This is a genomic window from Cupriavidus alkaliphilus (assembly GCF_014191175.1).
In the GTDB taxonomy this organism is placed as follows: domain Bacteria; phylum Pseudomonadota; class Gammaproteobacteria; order Burkholderiales; family Burkholderiaceae; genus Cupriavidus; species Cupriavidus alkaliphilus.
Genome location: NZ_JACHWE010000006.1, coordinates 258836 through 273622, shown reverse-complemented (window position 1 = coordinate 273622; position 14787 = coordinate 258836). Strand labels below are relative to the sequence as shown.

The 14787-nt window shown below is 70.6% G+C and carries 11 protein-coding genes; 9 read left to right on the top strand and 2 right to left on the bottom strand.

What is annotated here, in order from left to right:
- The first annotated feature begins 1 nt into the window (after position 1).
- Together hpnK and FHX60_RS21345 are read left to right on the top strand one after the other, a co-directional pair.
- Entirely contained in the window at positions 2 to 817 is an 816-nt protein-coding gene (hpnK, locus tag FHX60_RS21350; RefSeq protein WP_183284548.1) for a hopanoid biosynthesis-associated protein HpnK, read from the top strand.
- Between the two features lie 9 nt (positions 818 to 826).
- Positions 827 to 1843, top strand: a complete 1017-nt coding sequence (locus tag FHX60_RS21345; protein WP_183284531.1) for a lysylphosphatidylglycerol synthase domain-containing protein — start codon at positions 827 to 829, stop codon at positions 1841 to 1843.
- A gap of 33 nt (positions 1844 to 1876) precedes the next feature.
- Here FHX60_RS21345 and FHX60_RS21340 read toward each other — a convergent pair whose 3' ends face one another.
- Positions 1877 to 2521, bottom strand: a complete 645-nt coding sequence (locus FHX60_RS21340) for an MlaC/ttg2D family ABC transporter substrate-binding protein (RefSeq protein WP_183284530.1) — start codon at positions 2519 to 2521, stop codon at positions 1877 to 1879.
- A 180-nt stretch (positions 2522 to 2701) separates the two neighbouring features.
- On the opposite strand from FHX60_RS21340, the gene hpnN reads away from it, so the two are divergent.
- Together hpnN and FHX60_RS21330 are read left to right on the top strand one after the other, a co-directional pair.
- The gene (gene hpnN / locus FHX60_RS21335; protein WP_183284529.1) at positions 2702 to 5338 is read left to right on the top strand and encodes a hopanoid transporter HpnN; all 2637 of its coding nucleotides are present in this window, start codon (positions 2702 to 2704) and stop codon (positions 5336 to 5338) included.
- A 39-nt stretch (positions 5339 to 5377) separates the two neighbouring features.
- Positions 5378 to 6184 carry an MlaA family lipoprotein gene (locus FHX60_RS21330; RefSeq protein ID WP_183284528.1) on the top strand — a complete coding sequence of 269 codons (807 nt, stop codon included), beginning with the start codon at positions 5378 to 5380 and terminating at the stop codon, positions 6182 to 6184.
- A 5-nt stretch (positions 6185 to 6189) separates the two neighbouring features.
- On the opposite strand, the gene FHX60_RS21325 is transcribed toward FHX60_RS21330, so the two are convergent.
- The gene (locus FHX60_RS21325; protein ID WP_112775900.1) at positions 6190 to 6624 is read right to left on the bottom strand and encodes an FKBP-type peptidyl-prolyl cis-trans isomerase; all 435 of its coding nucleotides are present in this window, start codon (positions 6622 to 6624) and stop codon (positions 6190 to 6192) included.
- Between the two features lie 208 nt (positions 6625 to 6832).
- Here FHX60_RS21325 and FHX60_RS21320 point away from each other — a divergent pair, with 208 nt between their 5' ends.
- The 5 genes from FHX60_RS21320 to FHX60_RS27815 form a co-directional block, all read left to right on the top strand.
- Complete coding sequence (locus FHX60_RS21320; protein ID WP_183284527.1) at positions 6833 to 8167, top strand: tetratricopeptide repeat protein; 1335 nt, start codon at positions 6833 to 6835, stop codon at positions 8165 to 8167.
- Between the two features lie 73 nt (positions 8168 to 8240).
- The gene (locus tag FHX60_RS21315) at positions 8241 to 8621 is read left to right on the top strand and encodes a DUF6152 family protein (RefSeq protein WP_112775899.1); all 381 of its coding nucleotides are present in this window, start codon (positions 8241 to 8243) and stop codon (positions 8619 to 8621) included.
- 13 nt (positions 8622 to 8634) lie between these two features.
- Positions 8635 to 9147, top strand: coding sequence for a DUF6644 family protein (locus FHX60_RS21310; protein ID WP_112775898.1), 513 nt, complete (start codon positions 8635 to 8637; stop codon positions 9145 to 9147).
- 453 nt (positions 9148 to 9600) lie between these two features.
- The gene (locus tag FHX60_RS21305; RefSeq protein ID WP_112775897.1) at positions 9601 to 10620 is read left to right on the top strand and encodes a helix-turn-helix transcriptional regulator; all 1020 of its coding nucleotides are present in this window, start codon (positions 9601 to 9603) and stop codon (positions 10618 to 10620) included.
- Positions 10621 to 10786: 166 nt separating this feature from the next.
- Positions 10787 to 14787: Ig-like domain-containing protein (locus FHX60_RS27815; RefSeq protein WP_311730224.1), on the top strand; the 4001-nt coding region annotated here is incomplete at its 3' end.

Sequence of the window (14787 nt, the reverse complement as noted above, 5' to 3'; positions counted from 1 at the left end):
GCTGATCGTCACCGCCGACGACTTCGGGCTGCACCCGGCCGTCAACGAGGCGGTGGAGCTGGCCCACCGCGACGGCGTGCTCAACGCCGCCAGCCTGATGGTGGGCGCGCCCGCCGTGGCGGATGCGGTCGCGCGCGCACGCCGGCTGCCGGCGTTGCGCGTGGGCCTGCACGTGGTGCTGGCCGACGGCCCCGCCACCCTGCCGCGCGCGCGCATTCCCGCGCTGGTCGATGTGCACGGCCGTTTCGGCTCGGCCATGGCGCGGGACGGCTGCCGCTTCTTCTTCCTGCCCGCGGTGCGCCGCCAGCTCGCGGCCGAAATCCGCGCGCAGTTCGAGGCCTTCGCCGCCACCGGCCTGACGCTGGACCACGTCAATACGCACAAGCATTTCCATCTGCATCCGACCGTGCTGTCGCTGATCCTGTCGATCGGGCGCGAGTACGGGCTGCGCGCGATGCGGCTGCCGCGCGAGGCCGGCGCGCCCTGGCTGCTGCGCCCGTGGCTGGCGTTGCTGCGCCGCCGGCTGGACCGCGCCGGCATTGCGCACAATGACTACGTGGTCGGCATCGCGCGCAGCGGCCAGATGGACGAGGCCGCGCTGCTGCAGGCGCTGGCGCAACTGCCCGCGGGCGTGGGCGAGATCTACCTGCATCCGGCGGTGGTGTCCGGCGCCGCCATCGCTGCGTCGATGCACGGCTACCGCCACGCCGACGAGCTCGCCGCGCTGCTGTCGCCGCGCGTGCGCGCCGCGCTGGAGCACGCGGCCCACCGGCGCGGCGGCTTTGCCGATGTGCTGGGCAGCAGGACACTCAGCTGACGATTGCCGATGAAACGCCTGGCTTACCTGACCGGACTGCTGGGGCTGCTGGCGCTGACCGCGCTGGTGATCCACCAGGGCGCCGGCGATATCGCCGCCGTGATGGCCCGGGGCGGCTGGCCGCTGTTGCTGCTGGTGCCGCTGCACGCGCTGCCGCTGCTGCTCGACGCGCAGGGTTGGCGCGTGCTGCTGACCTCCGCCGATCCAGACGAACGCGCCGGCGTCGGCTTCCTGTGGTGGGTCGCCGCGGTGCGCGAAGCGGTGGGCCGCCTGCTGCCCACGGTCGGCGTGGGTGGCGAGCTGGTCGGCATCCGCCTGACGCGGCTGCGCATCCACGACACCACCGCGGTCACCGCCAGCGTGGTGGTCGAAGTGATGGTGACGATGTTCTCGCAATACCTGTTCGCGGCCACCGGCGTGCTGATGCTGGTGGCCGCGCTGCAGCAGCGCGCCGGTGTGTGGATCATCCTGGCCGGCCTGCTGCTGTCGCTGCCGGTGCCGGTGCTGTTCGCGCTGTCGCTGCGCCACGCCGCCTTGTTCGAGAAGCTCGAAGGCGCCGCGCGCCGGTTATTCGGCGCCGACCACCGCGTCGTCGCGCTGATCGACGGCGCGCGCCTGGACGCGCATATCCGCGCGCTCAACCGGCGCCACCGCGAACTGGCGAAGGCCTTGGCCTGGCAACTGGCGGGGCTGCTCAGCGGCACGCTGGAGATCTGGCTGGCGCTGTGGCTGCTGGGCCATCCGGTGCCGTTCTGGCAGGCGCTGGCGATCGAGTCGCTGACGCAGGCCGCGCGCCACGTGGCGTTCTTCGTGCCGGCCGGGCTGGGCGTGCAGGAAGCGGTGGTGATGCTGCTGGGCCAGGTGCTGGGGATGAGCGCGGAGGTGGCGCTGGCGCTGGCGCTGGTCAAGCGCGCGCGCGAGATCCTATTCGGGGTGCCGGCGCTGCTGTCATGGCAATGGGTCGAATTGCGCCGCTGGCGGCGCAGCGGGCACAGCAGCGGCGATAGCGGACCGCCTGCGCGCTAGCGTGGGCCGGCCCACAAGGCCGCCAAGCCGTGCTCAGATCTCCGACGCCTGCCGCGCGTTGTGCGTGGTCAGGTACTTCACCAGGCCGTCGACCCCGTTGCGCGCGACGATGTCGGCAAACTGCTTGCGGTACACCTCGATCAGCCACGCCCCCATCATGTTGATGTCATAGATCTTCCAGCCGCTCGCGGTGCGCTGCAGCCGGTAGTCGATCTGCATCTCGTCGGCGTTGTTGATCACGCGCGTCTGCACCACCACATCGGTGGCGCCGCCGGCGGCCCTGGCCGGCTGGTAGCGGAACCTGACGTTCTGCTCGCGCAGTTGCGCCAGCGAGACCGCGTAGCTGCGCACCAGCAGCGTCTGGAACTGTTCGTAAAGTTGTTGCTGCTGCTCCGGCGTGGCCGTGCGCCAGGCGCCGCCCAGCGCCAGCCGCGTGGTGCGCTGGAAATCGGTATAGGGCAGGAATTGCTTCTGCACGACCGCGGTGATCTTGCCGAGGTCGCCGGCGCGGGTTTCGGGCTGGGACTGGATGGTGCCGATCACGCCCTCCACCGCGGCCTGCACCAGCCGCTCGGGGCTGGCGCGCAGGTCGCCGGGCTGGACTGCCTGAGCGTGCACGACGGATGCCATGGCCATCGCCGCCAGCGGTGCCACGGAAAGCAAACGGTGAATCGTCATGGATGCAAGAGCGGGGAAATGACGGAAGACGGTGAAGCGGCGGCGCCGCGCTACGTGGGCGGCGCCGGCTGACAGTGTATAGCGGATCCGCCCGCATCGCGGCCGCGCCGGCGCCGCATGGCGCATGCGGCACCGCGCCAGCCGATATACTCGCGGTTCGTGCTCCTTCCGGATCCGTCCATGCTGACCTCGCTGCTGACACGCATCGTCCGGCTTGCCACCGCCTGGCCGTGGCGCGTCATCCTGCTGGCGGCACTGCTGACGGCAGCCAGCGGCATCTACGTGGCCCGCAACTTTGCCATCAACACCGACATCGGCCGCCTGCTGGATTCCGACGCGCCGTGGGCGCTGCGCGACGAGGCCATCGCCAAGGCCTTCCCCCAGCGGGGCCAGCTGATCCTTGCGGTGGTGCAGGCGCCGGCCGCCGAGCTGGCCGATGCCGCCGCCGATGCGCTGGCCGAAGCCTTGCGCCGGCAGCCGGCGCGCTTCACCGCGGTCAGCCAGCCCGGCGGCGGCGCCTTTTTCGCGCGCAACGGCCTGCTGTTCGCCGGCACCGATGAAGTCAACCAGCTGACGCAGCAACTGACGCAGGCGCGCCCGCTGCTCAACGCCCTCGCGCACGACCCGACGCTGCGCGGACTGTCGGAAGTGCTCACCACCACGCTGGCGCTGCCGCTGCAGATGGGGCAGGTCAAGCTGGGCGACATGGCAGGGCTGATGGGCAGCAGCGCGCGCACGCTGGACCAGGTGCTGGCCGGCAAGCCGGCCGCACTGTCGTGGGCGGGGCTGCTCGACGACAGCCTCAAGCCCGGCCCCGACGGCCAGGTCTACCGCTACGTCGCGCTCAGCCCCGTCCTCGACTACAGCGACCTCAAGGCCGGCGCCGCGGCCGCGCGCGCTATCCGCCACGCCGCGGACGAGCTGCAGCTGGCGCAGCGCTACCAGGCGTCGGTGCGCCTGACCGGGCCGCAGGCGCTGGCCGACGATGAGTTCGCCTCGGTCAGCGACGGTGCCGCGCTCAACGGCGTGCTGACGGTGCTGGCCGTGGTGCTGATCCTGTGGCTGGCGCTGCGTTCGGCGCGGCTGATCGTGGCGGTGCTGGCAAGCCTGTTCGCCGGGCTGCTGATCACTGCCGCGCTGGGGCTGGCCATGGTGGGCGCGCTGAACATGATCTCGGTGGCCTTCGCGGTGCTGTTCGTCGGGCTGGGGGTGGACTTCGGCATCCAGTTCGGCGTGCGCTACCGCGCCGAGCGCCATGACCGCGACCATATCGTCGATGCCCTGGGCCTGGCCGCGCGCGCCGTCGGCGCGCCGCTGGCGCTGGCCGCCGCGGCCACGGCGGCGGCGTTCTTCTGCTTCCTGCCCACCGACTACCGCGGCGTGGCCGAGCTGGGCCTGATCGCCGGCGTCGGCATGATGGTGGCGTTCGCCACCACCTTCACGTTGCTGCCGGCGCTGATCGCGGTGCTCAGGCCCGGCGGCGAATCCGCAACGCCCGGCTTTGCCTGGCTGGCGCCGGCGGACCGCTTCTTCGACCGCTACCGCAAGCCGGTGCTGCTGGTGACGCTGCTCGCCATCCTGGCGGGCGCGCCGCTGCTGCCGCACCTGCGCTTCGACTTCGACCCGCTGCACCTGAAGGACCCGCAGTCCGAATCGATGGCCACGCTGCTGTCGCTCCAGGACGCGCCGCAGGCCGGCACCGACGATGTCAGCGTGCTGGCGCCGTCGCTGCCGGCCGCGCACGCGCTTGCGGGCCAGCTTGCCGCGCTGCCCGAAGTTGCGCGCGCGGTCACGCTGCAGAGCTTTATTCCCGACGACCAGCCGCCCAAGCTGCAGGCCATCGCCCAGGCCTCGGCCGCGCTGATGCCGGCGCTGACGCAGCCCGCCGCGGCGCCCGCCACCGACGGCGCGCGCGTCAATGCGCTGCGCAACGCCGCGCGGCAGCTGGCCATCGCCGCTGACGAGCATCCCGGACCGGGCGCCGCCGAAGCGGCGCACCTGTCCGCCACGCTGAAAAAGCTGGCCAGCACGGATGCGCCCACGCGCGACCGCGCCGAGCGCGCCATCGCGCTGCCGCTGCAGCTGGCACTCGCAAAGCTGAAGCTGGCGCTGTCGCCGCAAGCGGTCAGCCAGCAGACGCTGCCGCCCGAGCTGGTGCGCGACTGGATTGCCCCGGACGGGCGCGCGCTGGTCAACGTCAGCCCCCGGCTGCCGCCGCCCGCCAGCGCGCAGCGCGAAGCCGCGCTGGCACGCTTTATCGCCGCGGTGCAGCGCGTGGCGCCCGCCGCCACCGGCGGACCGATCTCGATCCGCGGCTCGGCCGATACCATCATGACCGCGTTTGCGCAGGCAGGTGCCTGGGCGGTGCTGTCGATCACCATCCTGCTGTGGATCACGCTGCGCCGCTTCGGCGACGTGCTGCGCACGCTGATCCCGCTGCTGGTATCGGCCATCGTCACGCTGGAGCTATGCGTGGTGTTCGGCATTGCGCTGAACTTCGCCAACGTGATCGCGCTGCCCCTGCTGCTGGGCGTGGGCGTCGCCTTCAAGATCTACTACGTGATTGCGTGGCGGCACGGCAAGACCCAGCTGCTGCAGTCCAGCCTGACGCACGCCGTGCTGTACAGCGCCGCGACCACCGCCGTCGCCTTCGGCAGCCTGTGGCTGTCGCAGCATCCCGGTACCGCCAGCATGGGCAAGCTGCTGGCGCTGGCGCTGGCCTGCACGCTGGTCGGCGCGGTGTTCTTCCAGCCGATCCTGATGGGCCGTCCGCGCGCGGATGACCCTCTCGGACCGGACCAGCCCGCCCGGCCCTGAACGCTCTTTCCGCCCGCGCGACCGACCCTCCTTGTCTCGATGCCCGCTGCGCTTCGCTTTCCGACACTCGCCACGACCGCCATCGCCGCGACCGTGCTCGCGGGCTGCGCCACCGGCCCGCAAGCCAGCCCAGACGATCCGCTGGAGCCGATGAACCGCGCCATCTACACCGTCAACGACAAGCTGGACCAGTATGTCGCGGTGCCGGTGGCCAAGGGCTACAAGGCAGTCACGCCGGAGCCGGTGCGCGCGGCGGTCAGCAATTTCTATTCGAACCTCGCGGACATCGGCAACTTCGCCAACAACCTGCTGCAGGGCAAGGGCGTGGCGGCGGCGGAGAGTTTTATGCGGGTGGCGATGAATTCCGTGCTGGGCCTGGGTGGGCTGATCGATATCGCCACGCCTGCCGGGCTGCAGAAGCACTCGCAGGACTTCGGGCTGACGCTGGGCACATGGGGCGTGCCGTCAGGGCCCTACCTGGTGCTGCCGCTGTTCGGCCCCAGCTCGTTGCGCGACGGCGCGGGCCTGTATGTGAATTTCTGGTTCGATCCCGTCACCTATGCCGAGCCGGCGGTACGCAACTCGCTCTACGGGATGAACGTGGTCGACGTGCGCACCAACCTGCTGGGCGCGACCGACCTGCTGCGGCTGGCGGCGCTGGACAAGTACGCCTTTGTGCGCGACGCGTACCTGCAGCGGCGGCGCTACCTGCTCGGCCAGAACACCGCTCTGCCAGACTACGGGGACTACGGGAATGACGTGGACGCAGGCGCGGAACCGGTGCCGGCAGCACCTGCAGCCCCCGCCGGAACGCCGGCGCCCGCGCAGCCGCAGGCGCCGCGCTGAGGCGCTTAGCTACCGATACCCAGCAGCACCACCTCGAAGGTCAGCGTGGCGTTCGGCGGGATCGTGCCCGGCACGCCGCGCGCACCGTAGGCGGTGCCCGGCGGGCAGGTCAGGCGGGCCTTGCCGCCCACCTGCATGGCCTGCACGCCCTCGGTCCAGCACGGGATCACACGATTGAGCGGAAACGAGATCGGCTGGCCGCGCTTGTACGAGCTGTCGAATTCGGTGCCGTCCGCAAGCGTGCCGCGGTAGTGCACCTGTACCGTGTCGGTGGCCTTGGGCGAGGCGCCGGTGCCCTTGATCAGGTGCTGGATGGTCATGCCCGACGCCAGCGTCTGCGGCGCCGACGCTGCGGCGGCAGGCGCCGAAGCGGCCGGCCCGGCAGCGCAGGCAGCGCCGGCAAGGGTCAGGGTGCCAAGGAAAAGCGCGAGTGTTTTCATGGAAGGCCTGCTCTCGAGGTCGTGATTGGGGATGCGGCAGTTTAACCGACGCGCGCCGCCGGTATGGCGGCGGCGGCATATCGCCCACCGCGGCCGCGCCGCCCGCAGGCATGGTGCGCCGCACCGCGCCGCAACCGTTACACCGGGCGTTTTGCCGTCTACGATGGTTCGTGACAGCCCGCTGCCGCGCGGGCGCACGGAGATGGTCATGGCACTGACGGATTCCAGGGACCTCGCGGTCTCGACCTTGAACACGCGCTCGGTGGCGCAGTACGAGACCGCCTTGCGCCTGCTGAACGGCTATTACGGCGACCCGCTCGCCGTGATCGACGCGGCGCTGGCCGACGACCCCGGCTTCGCCATGGGCCACGCGCTGCGCGCCGCGCTGATGGTGACCTCCGGCGACGGCACCGCCGAGCCCATGCTGCGCCAGAGCGTCGAGGCCGGCGAAGCGCTGCACGCCCGCGCCAACGAGCGCGAGCGCCGCCATATCGCCGCGGCGCGTGCCTGGCTCGACGGCGATTTCGAGCGCGCCGTGCGCTGCTATGGCGACATCGTGATCGATTATCCACGCGACCTGCTGGCGCTGCAGACCGCGCACCTGGGCGACTTCCTGCTGGGCCAGTCGACCATGCTGCGCGACCGCGTGGCGCAGGCGCTGCCGCACTGGGATGCCGGCATGCCCGGCTACGGCTACGTGCTCGGCATGCACGCGTTCGGCCTGGAAGAGACCCACCTCTACGAGCGTGCCGAGGAAGCCGGACGGCGCGCGCTGGAATGCCAGCCGCGCGATCCGTGGGCGGTGCACGCGGTGGCGCACGTGATGGAGATGCAGGGCCGGCTCGCCGACGGCATCGCCTGGCTCGAAGGCCGGCGCCAGGACTGGGCCGACGACAACATGCTGGCGGTGCATAACTGGTGGCACCTGGCGCTGTTCCTGCTGGAAGACGGCCGGACCGAAGACGTGCTGGCGCTGTACGACCGCGCCATCAGCCGGCCCGCGCCGGCGATCGCGCTGGACCTGGTCGACGCTTCCGCGCTGCTGTGGCGGCTGCACCTGCGGGGCGTGGACGTGGGCCGGCGCTGGCATGCAGTGGCGGATGACTGGCTCGGCCGCGGCGCGGCCGGCTATTACGCCTTCAACGACGTGCATGCGGTGATGGCCAGCCTGGGCGCGCAACGCCCCGCGGCGGCCGACCAGGTGCGCGCCGCGCTGGAGCGTGCCGCGCTCGGCAATGGCACCAATGCGATGATGTCGCGCGAGGTGGGGCTGCCGGTGGCCGATGGCCTGATCGCATTCGCGCAGGGCGATTACGCCACCGCCATCGAGCTGCTGATGCCGGTGCGCCTGGTGGCCCACCGCTTCGGCGGCAGCCACGCGCAGCGCGACGTGATCGGCCTGACTCTGCTCGAAGCGGCGCTGCGCAGCGGCAGCGGCAACCTGGCGCTCGCGCTCACGGCCGAGCGCGCCGCGCTCAAGCCCGTCAGTGCCAGCCTGCGCCGGCTGGTGCAGCGCGCCGACACCTGCCGCGCGCAACCCTGAGGCACAGGGCCGGCGCGGCGGCAAGGTCAGGAATCGGCGCCTATACTGCACGAGTCCTGACCGGAGACCCGCCATGCCCAGCATCCGCGCCCTGTTCCGCCCCGCCCTGTTCCTCCCCGCCCTGAGCGCCGCCGCCCTGGCCATGGCGGCCGTGCCGGCCATCGCCCACCACGGCTGGTCCACCTATGACGAGACCAGGCCCATGACGCTGACCGGCAAGATTGTCGAAAGCCATTACGAGAACCCGCACGCGCACATCCGCATCGACGCCGGCGGCAAGCGCTGGCTCGCGGTGCTGGCCCCCGTGTCGCGCATGGAAGCGCGCGGAGCGACCTCGGACAAGGTCGCGGTGGGCCGCGAGGTCACGCTGGTCGGCTACGCCAGCAAGGAAAAGCCGGACGAACTGCGCGCCGAGCGCATCACCGTGGACGGCAAGACGGTCGAGCTGCGCTGAGCCGGCACGCCGCATGCCGGCGCTCTTCACCGCATGGACCGAATGGGCCGGCACGCTGGCGCGGCTGCCGTTCGCGACTGCGCTGCGCAGTTCGGCCTGGGCCTATCCCGCGGTGGAGATCGTCCACCTCGCCGGCATGGCGCTGCTGTTCGGCTCCATCTTCGTGGTCGACATGCGGCTGGCAGGGCTTGGCCGGCGGCTGCCGGTCAGCCTGCTGCTGCGCCATGCGCTGCCCTTCACCGTGGGCGCCTTCATCGCCGTCGCCGCCAGCGGCGTGTTGCTGTTCGTGGCCCATGCCGACGAGCTGGCCGCCAATCCCGCATTCCTCGCCAAGCTGGGCCTGATCGTGCTGGCGCTCGGCAACGTGCTGTGGTTCCACGCCGGCCCCGGCCGCAGCCTGCATGACCGCGAGCGCGGCTGGGACACCGGCGCAGCGCCACCAGCAAGCGCACGCCTGAATGCGATCCTGTCCATGGCCACCTGGCTGCTGGTGATCTGCGCCGGACGGCTGATCGCCTATGTGTGAAGCGGCACGCCGCCGCCAACCATGACCCTGCCTGGCCTGGCCGACTGCGCGTAAACGCCAATCCCCGGCGGTTTCGCCGACAAGCACAATGTATTCACAATTCCAATATTCGATTAAAGTGATACATATTGCCGTAAATGTTAGTTTTGATACCAGATATTATTTTTACTTAAATCTGGTTTGCAGATAAAAAGACCGGCGACGGTCTTGCCTGGCAATACCTGGCTCCCGCGGATGCGGCCTGTCATTGGGCCGCGGCGAGCCTTGCAGGCAGGTCCGTATGCCGCGGCGCATGGGGAACCCCTTTGCATGGCGTTGACCGGCAAGGGCGCGGGGTCATCATGAGGTCCGGTTTGCCATCACGGCCTTGCCGTGATTTTCGTGGGGGAATCCTGGCGGCGCATCCGCGCCGCCAGGCCGGCTTCGGCCATCACCCAGGAAAGGCATCGGCACATGACCAAAGCCACGATCCAGACCGCGCGCGTCGCGGGGAACAGCCCGGACCAGATCCACGCCGCGCTGTCGCAGCTCTATCCCGGGGTTGCGGTACACACGGCGTCGCCAGCGCTGGCGTTCGAACTGCAGCAGCAGCAGTTCGGCGAACTGGCGGTGATCCGGCTGTCCACCACCACGGCGATCCGGCTCGACCTGGTGCAGCGTCTTGACGGCTACCTGCTGCTGACCGCCGCGCAAGGCGGCGGGCTCGAGACCGGCAAGACGCCGTCCGCACCGCTGACGCCCATGCCGCCATCCTTTGTGCTCGACATGCAGCAGGTCGGGGTCTGGCGCTGGCAGCCGGGCAGCTACGACATGGTCATGATCGACGGCGCGCGCCTGCACAACCGGCTGCGGCACCTGCTGGAACGGCCGCTGGTGCAGCGCGTGAAATTCCACCAGTCGATCCCGGCCGATGCCCCGGCGCTGCAGTTGGCGCGCGCACTGGCCGGCGCCGCGCCCGGCCTGCGGCGCGACGACGCGCGCATGCGCGCGTGCGCGGCGGAGCTGGCGCTAAGCCTGGCCGATGCCCTCGCCTACGCCGTGCTGGACGATATCCCGCACAACTACTCGCTGCTGCTGGAGCAGCGCCACGCGGGCCCGTCGCCGCGCCATGTCAAGCGCGCGATCGACTATATCCATGCCAATGCCCGCGCCGTGCTGGCGCTGGACGACATTGCCCGCGCGGCGCGCGTCAGCGTGCGCACGCTGCAGGCCGGCTTTGCGCGCTTCCAGGGCTGCTCGCCGATGCAGTATGCCAAGCGCGTGCGGCTCGAGGGCGTCTACAGCGCCTTGCGCGGCGGCGAGCTCGAGCATTCGGTGGCGCAGATCGCGCGGCAATGGGGCTTCAGCCACCTCGGCCAGTTCGCCCACGACTATCGCATGGCCTTCGGCGAAACCCCGTCGGAAACGCGGCGCACGCGCCAGGGCGCGTCGAACGACGAGGCCTTCGCCAGCCGCGGCGGCATGCCCGGCTGAGCCGCGCGCGCACCGCACCGGGCCTGCCGCTATCGGGATTGCGCAGCACCTATCAAACCGGCGCACTGTATCGAATCTGAAACAGATCACGCATGGACGAATGTGTGTGCGCGCGAATACTGTGCATGCACTACCTACCGGTCACTCAGGATGAAGGAGACTCAGCATGGCTTCGTCAGGCGTTCTGCTCAACCACACGGATGTTCCTGTCGCCCCCGGCACCCGCACCGTTGCCTCACCTGACGGCCCCGCCAACTTCCTGATCGCGGCGCAGCGCGACAGCGTCGCCAACTTCGCGCGTGAAGGCAACGACCTGCTGCTGACCATGCGGGATGGCAGCACGCTGCGCATCCAGGGCTTCTTCACCAACGGGGCGCAGTACAACAACCTGGTGTTCGTGCAGGAAGACGGCCAATGGCTGGCCGACTTCAGCCAGGCGCTGGGCGCGCAGGGCGATGGCGTGGCCGAGGCGGCCATGCTGTTCGAGCCGATCGGCGACAGCACTTCCACGGCATTGCTGCTGGGGCTGCTGGGCGCAGCGGCCGGTGCCGGCATCATCGCGGCCGCTGCCAGCGGTGGCGGCGGCGGTGACGGGTCCTCCGGCGGCGGCACCCCGCTGGCCGCGCCCAAGGTGGCGGCCACCAACGGCGCCACGCTGTCCGGCACGGCCCCGGCCGGCAGCACGGTCGGCCTCGACTTCAACGGCGACGGCAAGGCCGACGCCACCGTCACCGCCGACGCTGCGGGCAACTGGACCTATACGCCGGCGCAGCCGCTGGCCGACGGCACCGTGGTCAGCGTGACCGCCACCGACAGCTCCGGCAACACCAGCGCGCCGGCCACGGTGACCGTCGATGGCGCGGCCCCGGCAGCACCCGCGATCAATGCGGTCAGCAACGATGCGGGCACGGGGATCGTTGCCGGAGGCAGCACCAGCGACGCCACGCCCACGCTTTCCGGCAGCGCCGAGGCGGGCAGCACCGTCAGCATCTACAGCGGCACCACCCTGCTCGGCACCGCCATCGCCGACGCGAACGGCCGCTGGAGCTTCACGCCGCCGTCGAGCCTGGCCGACGGCAACCATGCGCTGACCGTCACCGCCACCGACGCGGTCGGCAATACCGGCCCGGCAAGCGCGCCGTTCCTGCTGACGGTCGATACCGCAGCGCCGGCGGCGCCCACGATCACGCCCAGCGACGGCAGCGTGATTGCCGGCACCGCCGAGCCCGGCAACACCATCCATATCGACCTGAACGGCGACGGCGCGCCCGATGCCACCGTCACCGCCAACGACAGCGGCACCTGGACCTACACGCCGTCGCCGGCACTGGGCGACGGCGCCGTGGTCAGTGTCACCGCCACCGACGCCGCTGGCAACACCAGTGCGCCGGCCACCGCCACCATCGATACCAGCGCACCGGCCGCGCCGGTGATCGGCAGCGTCACGGACGACGCCACCCCGTCGACCGGACCGCTCGCCGACGGCGACGGCACCAACGACTCCACGCCTACCCTGACGGGCACCGCCGAAGCCGGCAGCACCATCAGCATCTACAACGGCGCCACGCTGATCGGCACCACCACCGCCGACGCCACCACCGGCGCCTGGACCTTCACGCCCACGTCACCGCTGCCCGACGGCGCCGTGAGCCTGACCGTCACCGCTACCGACGCCGCAGGCAATACCAGCGCACCCAGCACCGCCTTCACGCTGACGCTGGATGCCACGCCGCCGGCGATCCCGGCCATCACCGGCGTTACGGATGACAACCCGGTCAGCACCCCGCTGAACTCCGGCGACAGCACCAACGATTCCACGCCTACCCTGACGGGTACCGCCGATCCCGGCAGCACCATCAGCATCTACAATGGCGCCACGCTGATCGGCACGACCGTCGCCGATGCCACCACCGGCGCATGGAGCTTCACGCCGACCACGCCCCTGACCGATGGCCCCTATGCGCTGACCGCCACTGCTACCGATACATCGGGCAACGTCAGCGCACCGACCGCCGCCTTCAACCTGACAGTCGATACGGCGCCACCCGCCGACCCGGTCATCACGCAGGCCAGCGGCACCACGATCTCCGGCACAGCGGAAGCCGGCAGCACGGTCGATATCGATCTCGATGGCGATGGCACACCTGACGGCACCGTCACGGCCGACGCCACCACCGGCACCTGGACTTACTCGCCCGGCACGCCGCTGCCCGACGGCACCGCGATCAGCGTCACCGCCACCGATGCCGCCGGCAACACCAGCGCACCGGCAACCGCTACGGTCGATGCCCTCGCGCCGTCCGCGCCGGCCATCACCAGCGTCACCGACGACAACCCCGTCGCCAGCCCGCTGAACTCGGGCGACAGCACCAACGACTCCACCCCGACGCTCGCCGGCACCGCCGAAGCCGGCAGCACCATCAGCATCTACAACGGCACCACGCTGATCGGCACCACCACTGCCGACGCCATCACGGGCGCGTGGAGCTTCACTCCGACCACGCCGCTGACCGATGGACCCTATGCGCTGACCGCCACTGCTACCGATACATCGGGCAACGTCAGCGCACCGACCGCTGCCTTCAATTTGACGGTCGATACGTCGCCACCCGCCGACCCGGTCATCACGCAGGCCAGCGGCACCACGCTCTCCGGCACAGCGGAAGCCGGCAGCACGGTCGATATCGACCTCGATGGCGATGGCACACCTGACGCCACTGTCACGGCCGACGCCACCACCGGCGCCTGGACTTACTCGCCCGGCACGCCGCTGCCCGACGGCACCGCGATCAGCGTCACCGCCACCGATGCCGCCGGCAACACCAGCGCACCGGCAACCGCTACGGTCGATGCCCTCGCGCCGTCCGCGCCGGCCATCACCAGCGTCACCGACGACAACCCCGTCGCCAGCCCGCTGAACTCGGGCGACAGCACCAATGACTCCACCCCGACGCTCGCCGGCACCGCCGAAGCCGGCAGCACCATCAGCATCTACAACGGCACTACGCTGATCGGCACCACCACTGCCGACGCCACCACGGGCGCGTGGAGCTTCACGCCAACCACGCCGCTGACCGATGGCCCCTATGCGCTGACCGCCACTGCTACCGATACATCGGGCAACGTCAGCGCACCGACCGCCGCCTTCAACCTGACGGTCGATACGGCGCCACCCGCCGACCCGGTCATCACGCAAGCCAGCGGCACCACGATCTCCGGCACAGCGGAAGCCGGCAGCACGGTCGATATCGATCTCGATGGCGATGGCACGCCCGACGCCACCGCCACGGCCGACGCCACCACCGGCACCTGGACTTACACTCCCGGCACGCCGCTGCCCGACGGCACCGCGATCAGCGTCACCGCCACCGATGCCGCCGGCAACATCAGCGCACCGGCAACCGCTACCGTCGATGCCCTCGCGCCGTCCGCGCCGGCCATCACCAGCGTCACCGACGACAACCCGGTAGCCAGCCCGCTGAACTCCGGCGACAGCACCAACGACTCCACCCCGACGCTCGCGGGCACTGCCGAAGCCGGCAGCACCATCAGCATCTACAACGGCACCACGCTGATCGGCACCACGGTTGCCGATGCCACCACCGGCGCATGGAGCTTCACGCCGACCACGCCCCTGACCGATGGACCCTATGCGCTGACCGCCACTGCTACCGATACATCGGGCAACGTCAGCGCACCGACCGCCGCCTTCAATTTGACGGTCGATACGGCGCCACCCGCCGACCCGGTCATCACGCAAGCCAGCGGCACCACGATTTCCGGCACAGCGGAAGCCGGCAGCACGGTCGATATCGATCTCGATGGCGATGGCACACCTGACGCCACCGTCACGGCCGACGCCACCACCGGCACCTGGACTTACACTCCCGGCACGCCGCTGCCTGACGGCACCGCGATCAGCGTCACCGCCACCGATGCCGCCGGCAACACCAGCGCACCGGCAACGGCTACCGTCGATGCCCTCGCGCCGTCCGCCCCGGCCATCACCAGCGTCACCGACGACAACCCCGTCGCCAGCCCGCTGAACTCCGGCGACAGCACCAACGACTCCACGCCGACGCTTACCGGCACCGCCGATGCCGGCAGCACCATCAGCGTCTACAACGGCACCACGCTGCTCGGCACCACGGTTGCCGACCCCACCAC

Excerpts from the sequence above, each read along its gene's own strand:
- FHX60_RS21345 (WP_183284531.1), top strand. The coding sequence starts at position 827 with ATGAAACGCCTGGCTTACCTGACCGGACTGCTGGGGCTGCTGGCGCTG.
- FHX60_RS21340 (WP_183284530.1), bottom strand. The coding sequence starts at position 2,521 with ATGACGATTCACCGTTTGCTTTCCGTGGCACCGCTGGCGGCGATGGCC.
- hpnN (WP_183284529.1), top strand. The coding sequence starts at position 2,702 with ATGCTGACCTCGCTGCTGACACGCATCGTCCGGCTTGCCACCGCCTGG.
- FHX60_RS21330 (WP_183284528.1), top strand. The coding sequence starts at position 5,378 with ATGCCCGCTGCGCTTCGCTTTCCGACACTCGCCACGACCGCCATCGCC.
- FHX60_RS21325 (WP_112775900.1), bottom strand. The coding sequence starts at position 6,624 with ATGAAAACACTCGCGCTTTTCCTTGGCACCCTGACCCTTGCCGGCGCT.
- FHX60_RS21320 (WP_183284527.1), top strand. The coding sequence starts at position 6,833 with ATGGCACTGACGGATTCCAGGGACCTCGCGGTCTCGACCTTGAACACG.
- FHX60_RS21315 (WP_112775899.1), top strand. The coding sequence starts at position 8,241 with ATGCCCAGCATCCGCGCCCTGTTCCGCCCCGCCCTGTTCCTCCCCGCC.
- FHX60_RS21310 (WP_112775898.1), top strand. The coding sequence starts at position 8,635 with ATGCCGGCGCTCTTCACCGCATGGACCGAATGGGCCGGCACGCTGGCG.
- FHX60_RS21305 (WP_112775897.1), top strand. The coding sequence starts at position 9,601 with ATGACCAAAGCCACGATCCAGACCGCGCGCGTCGCGGGGAACAGCCCG.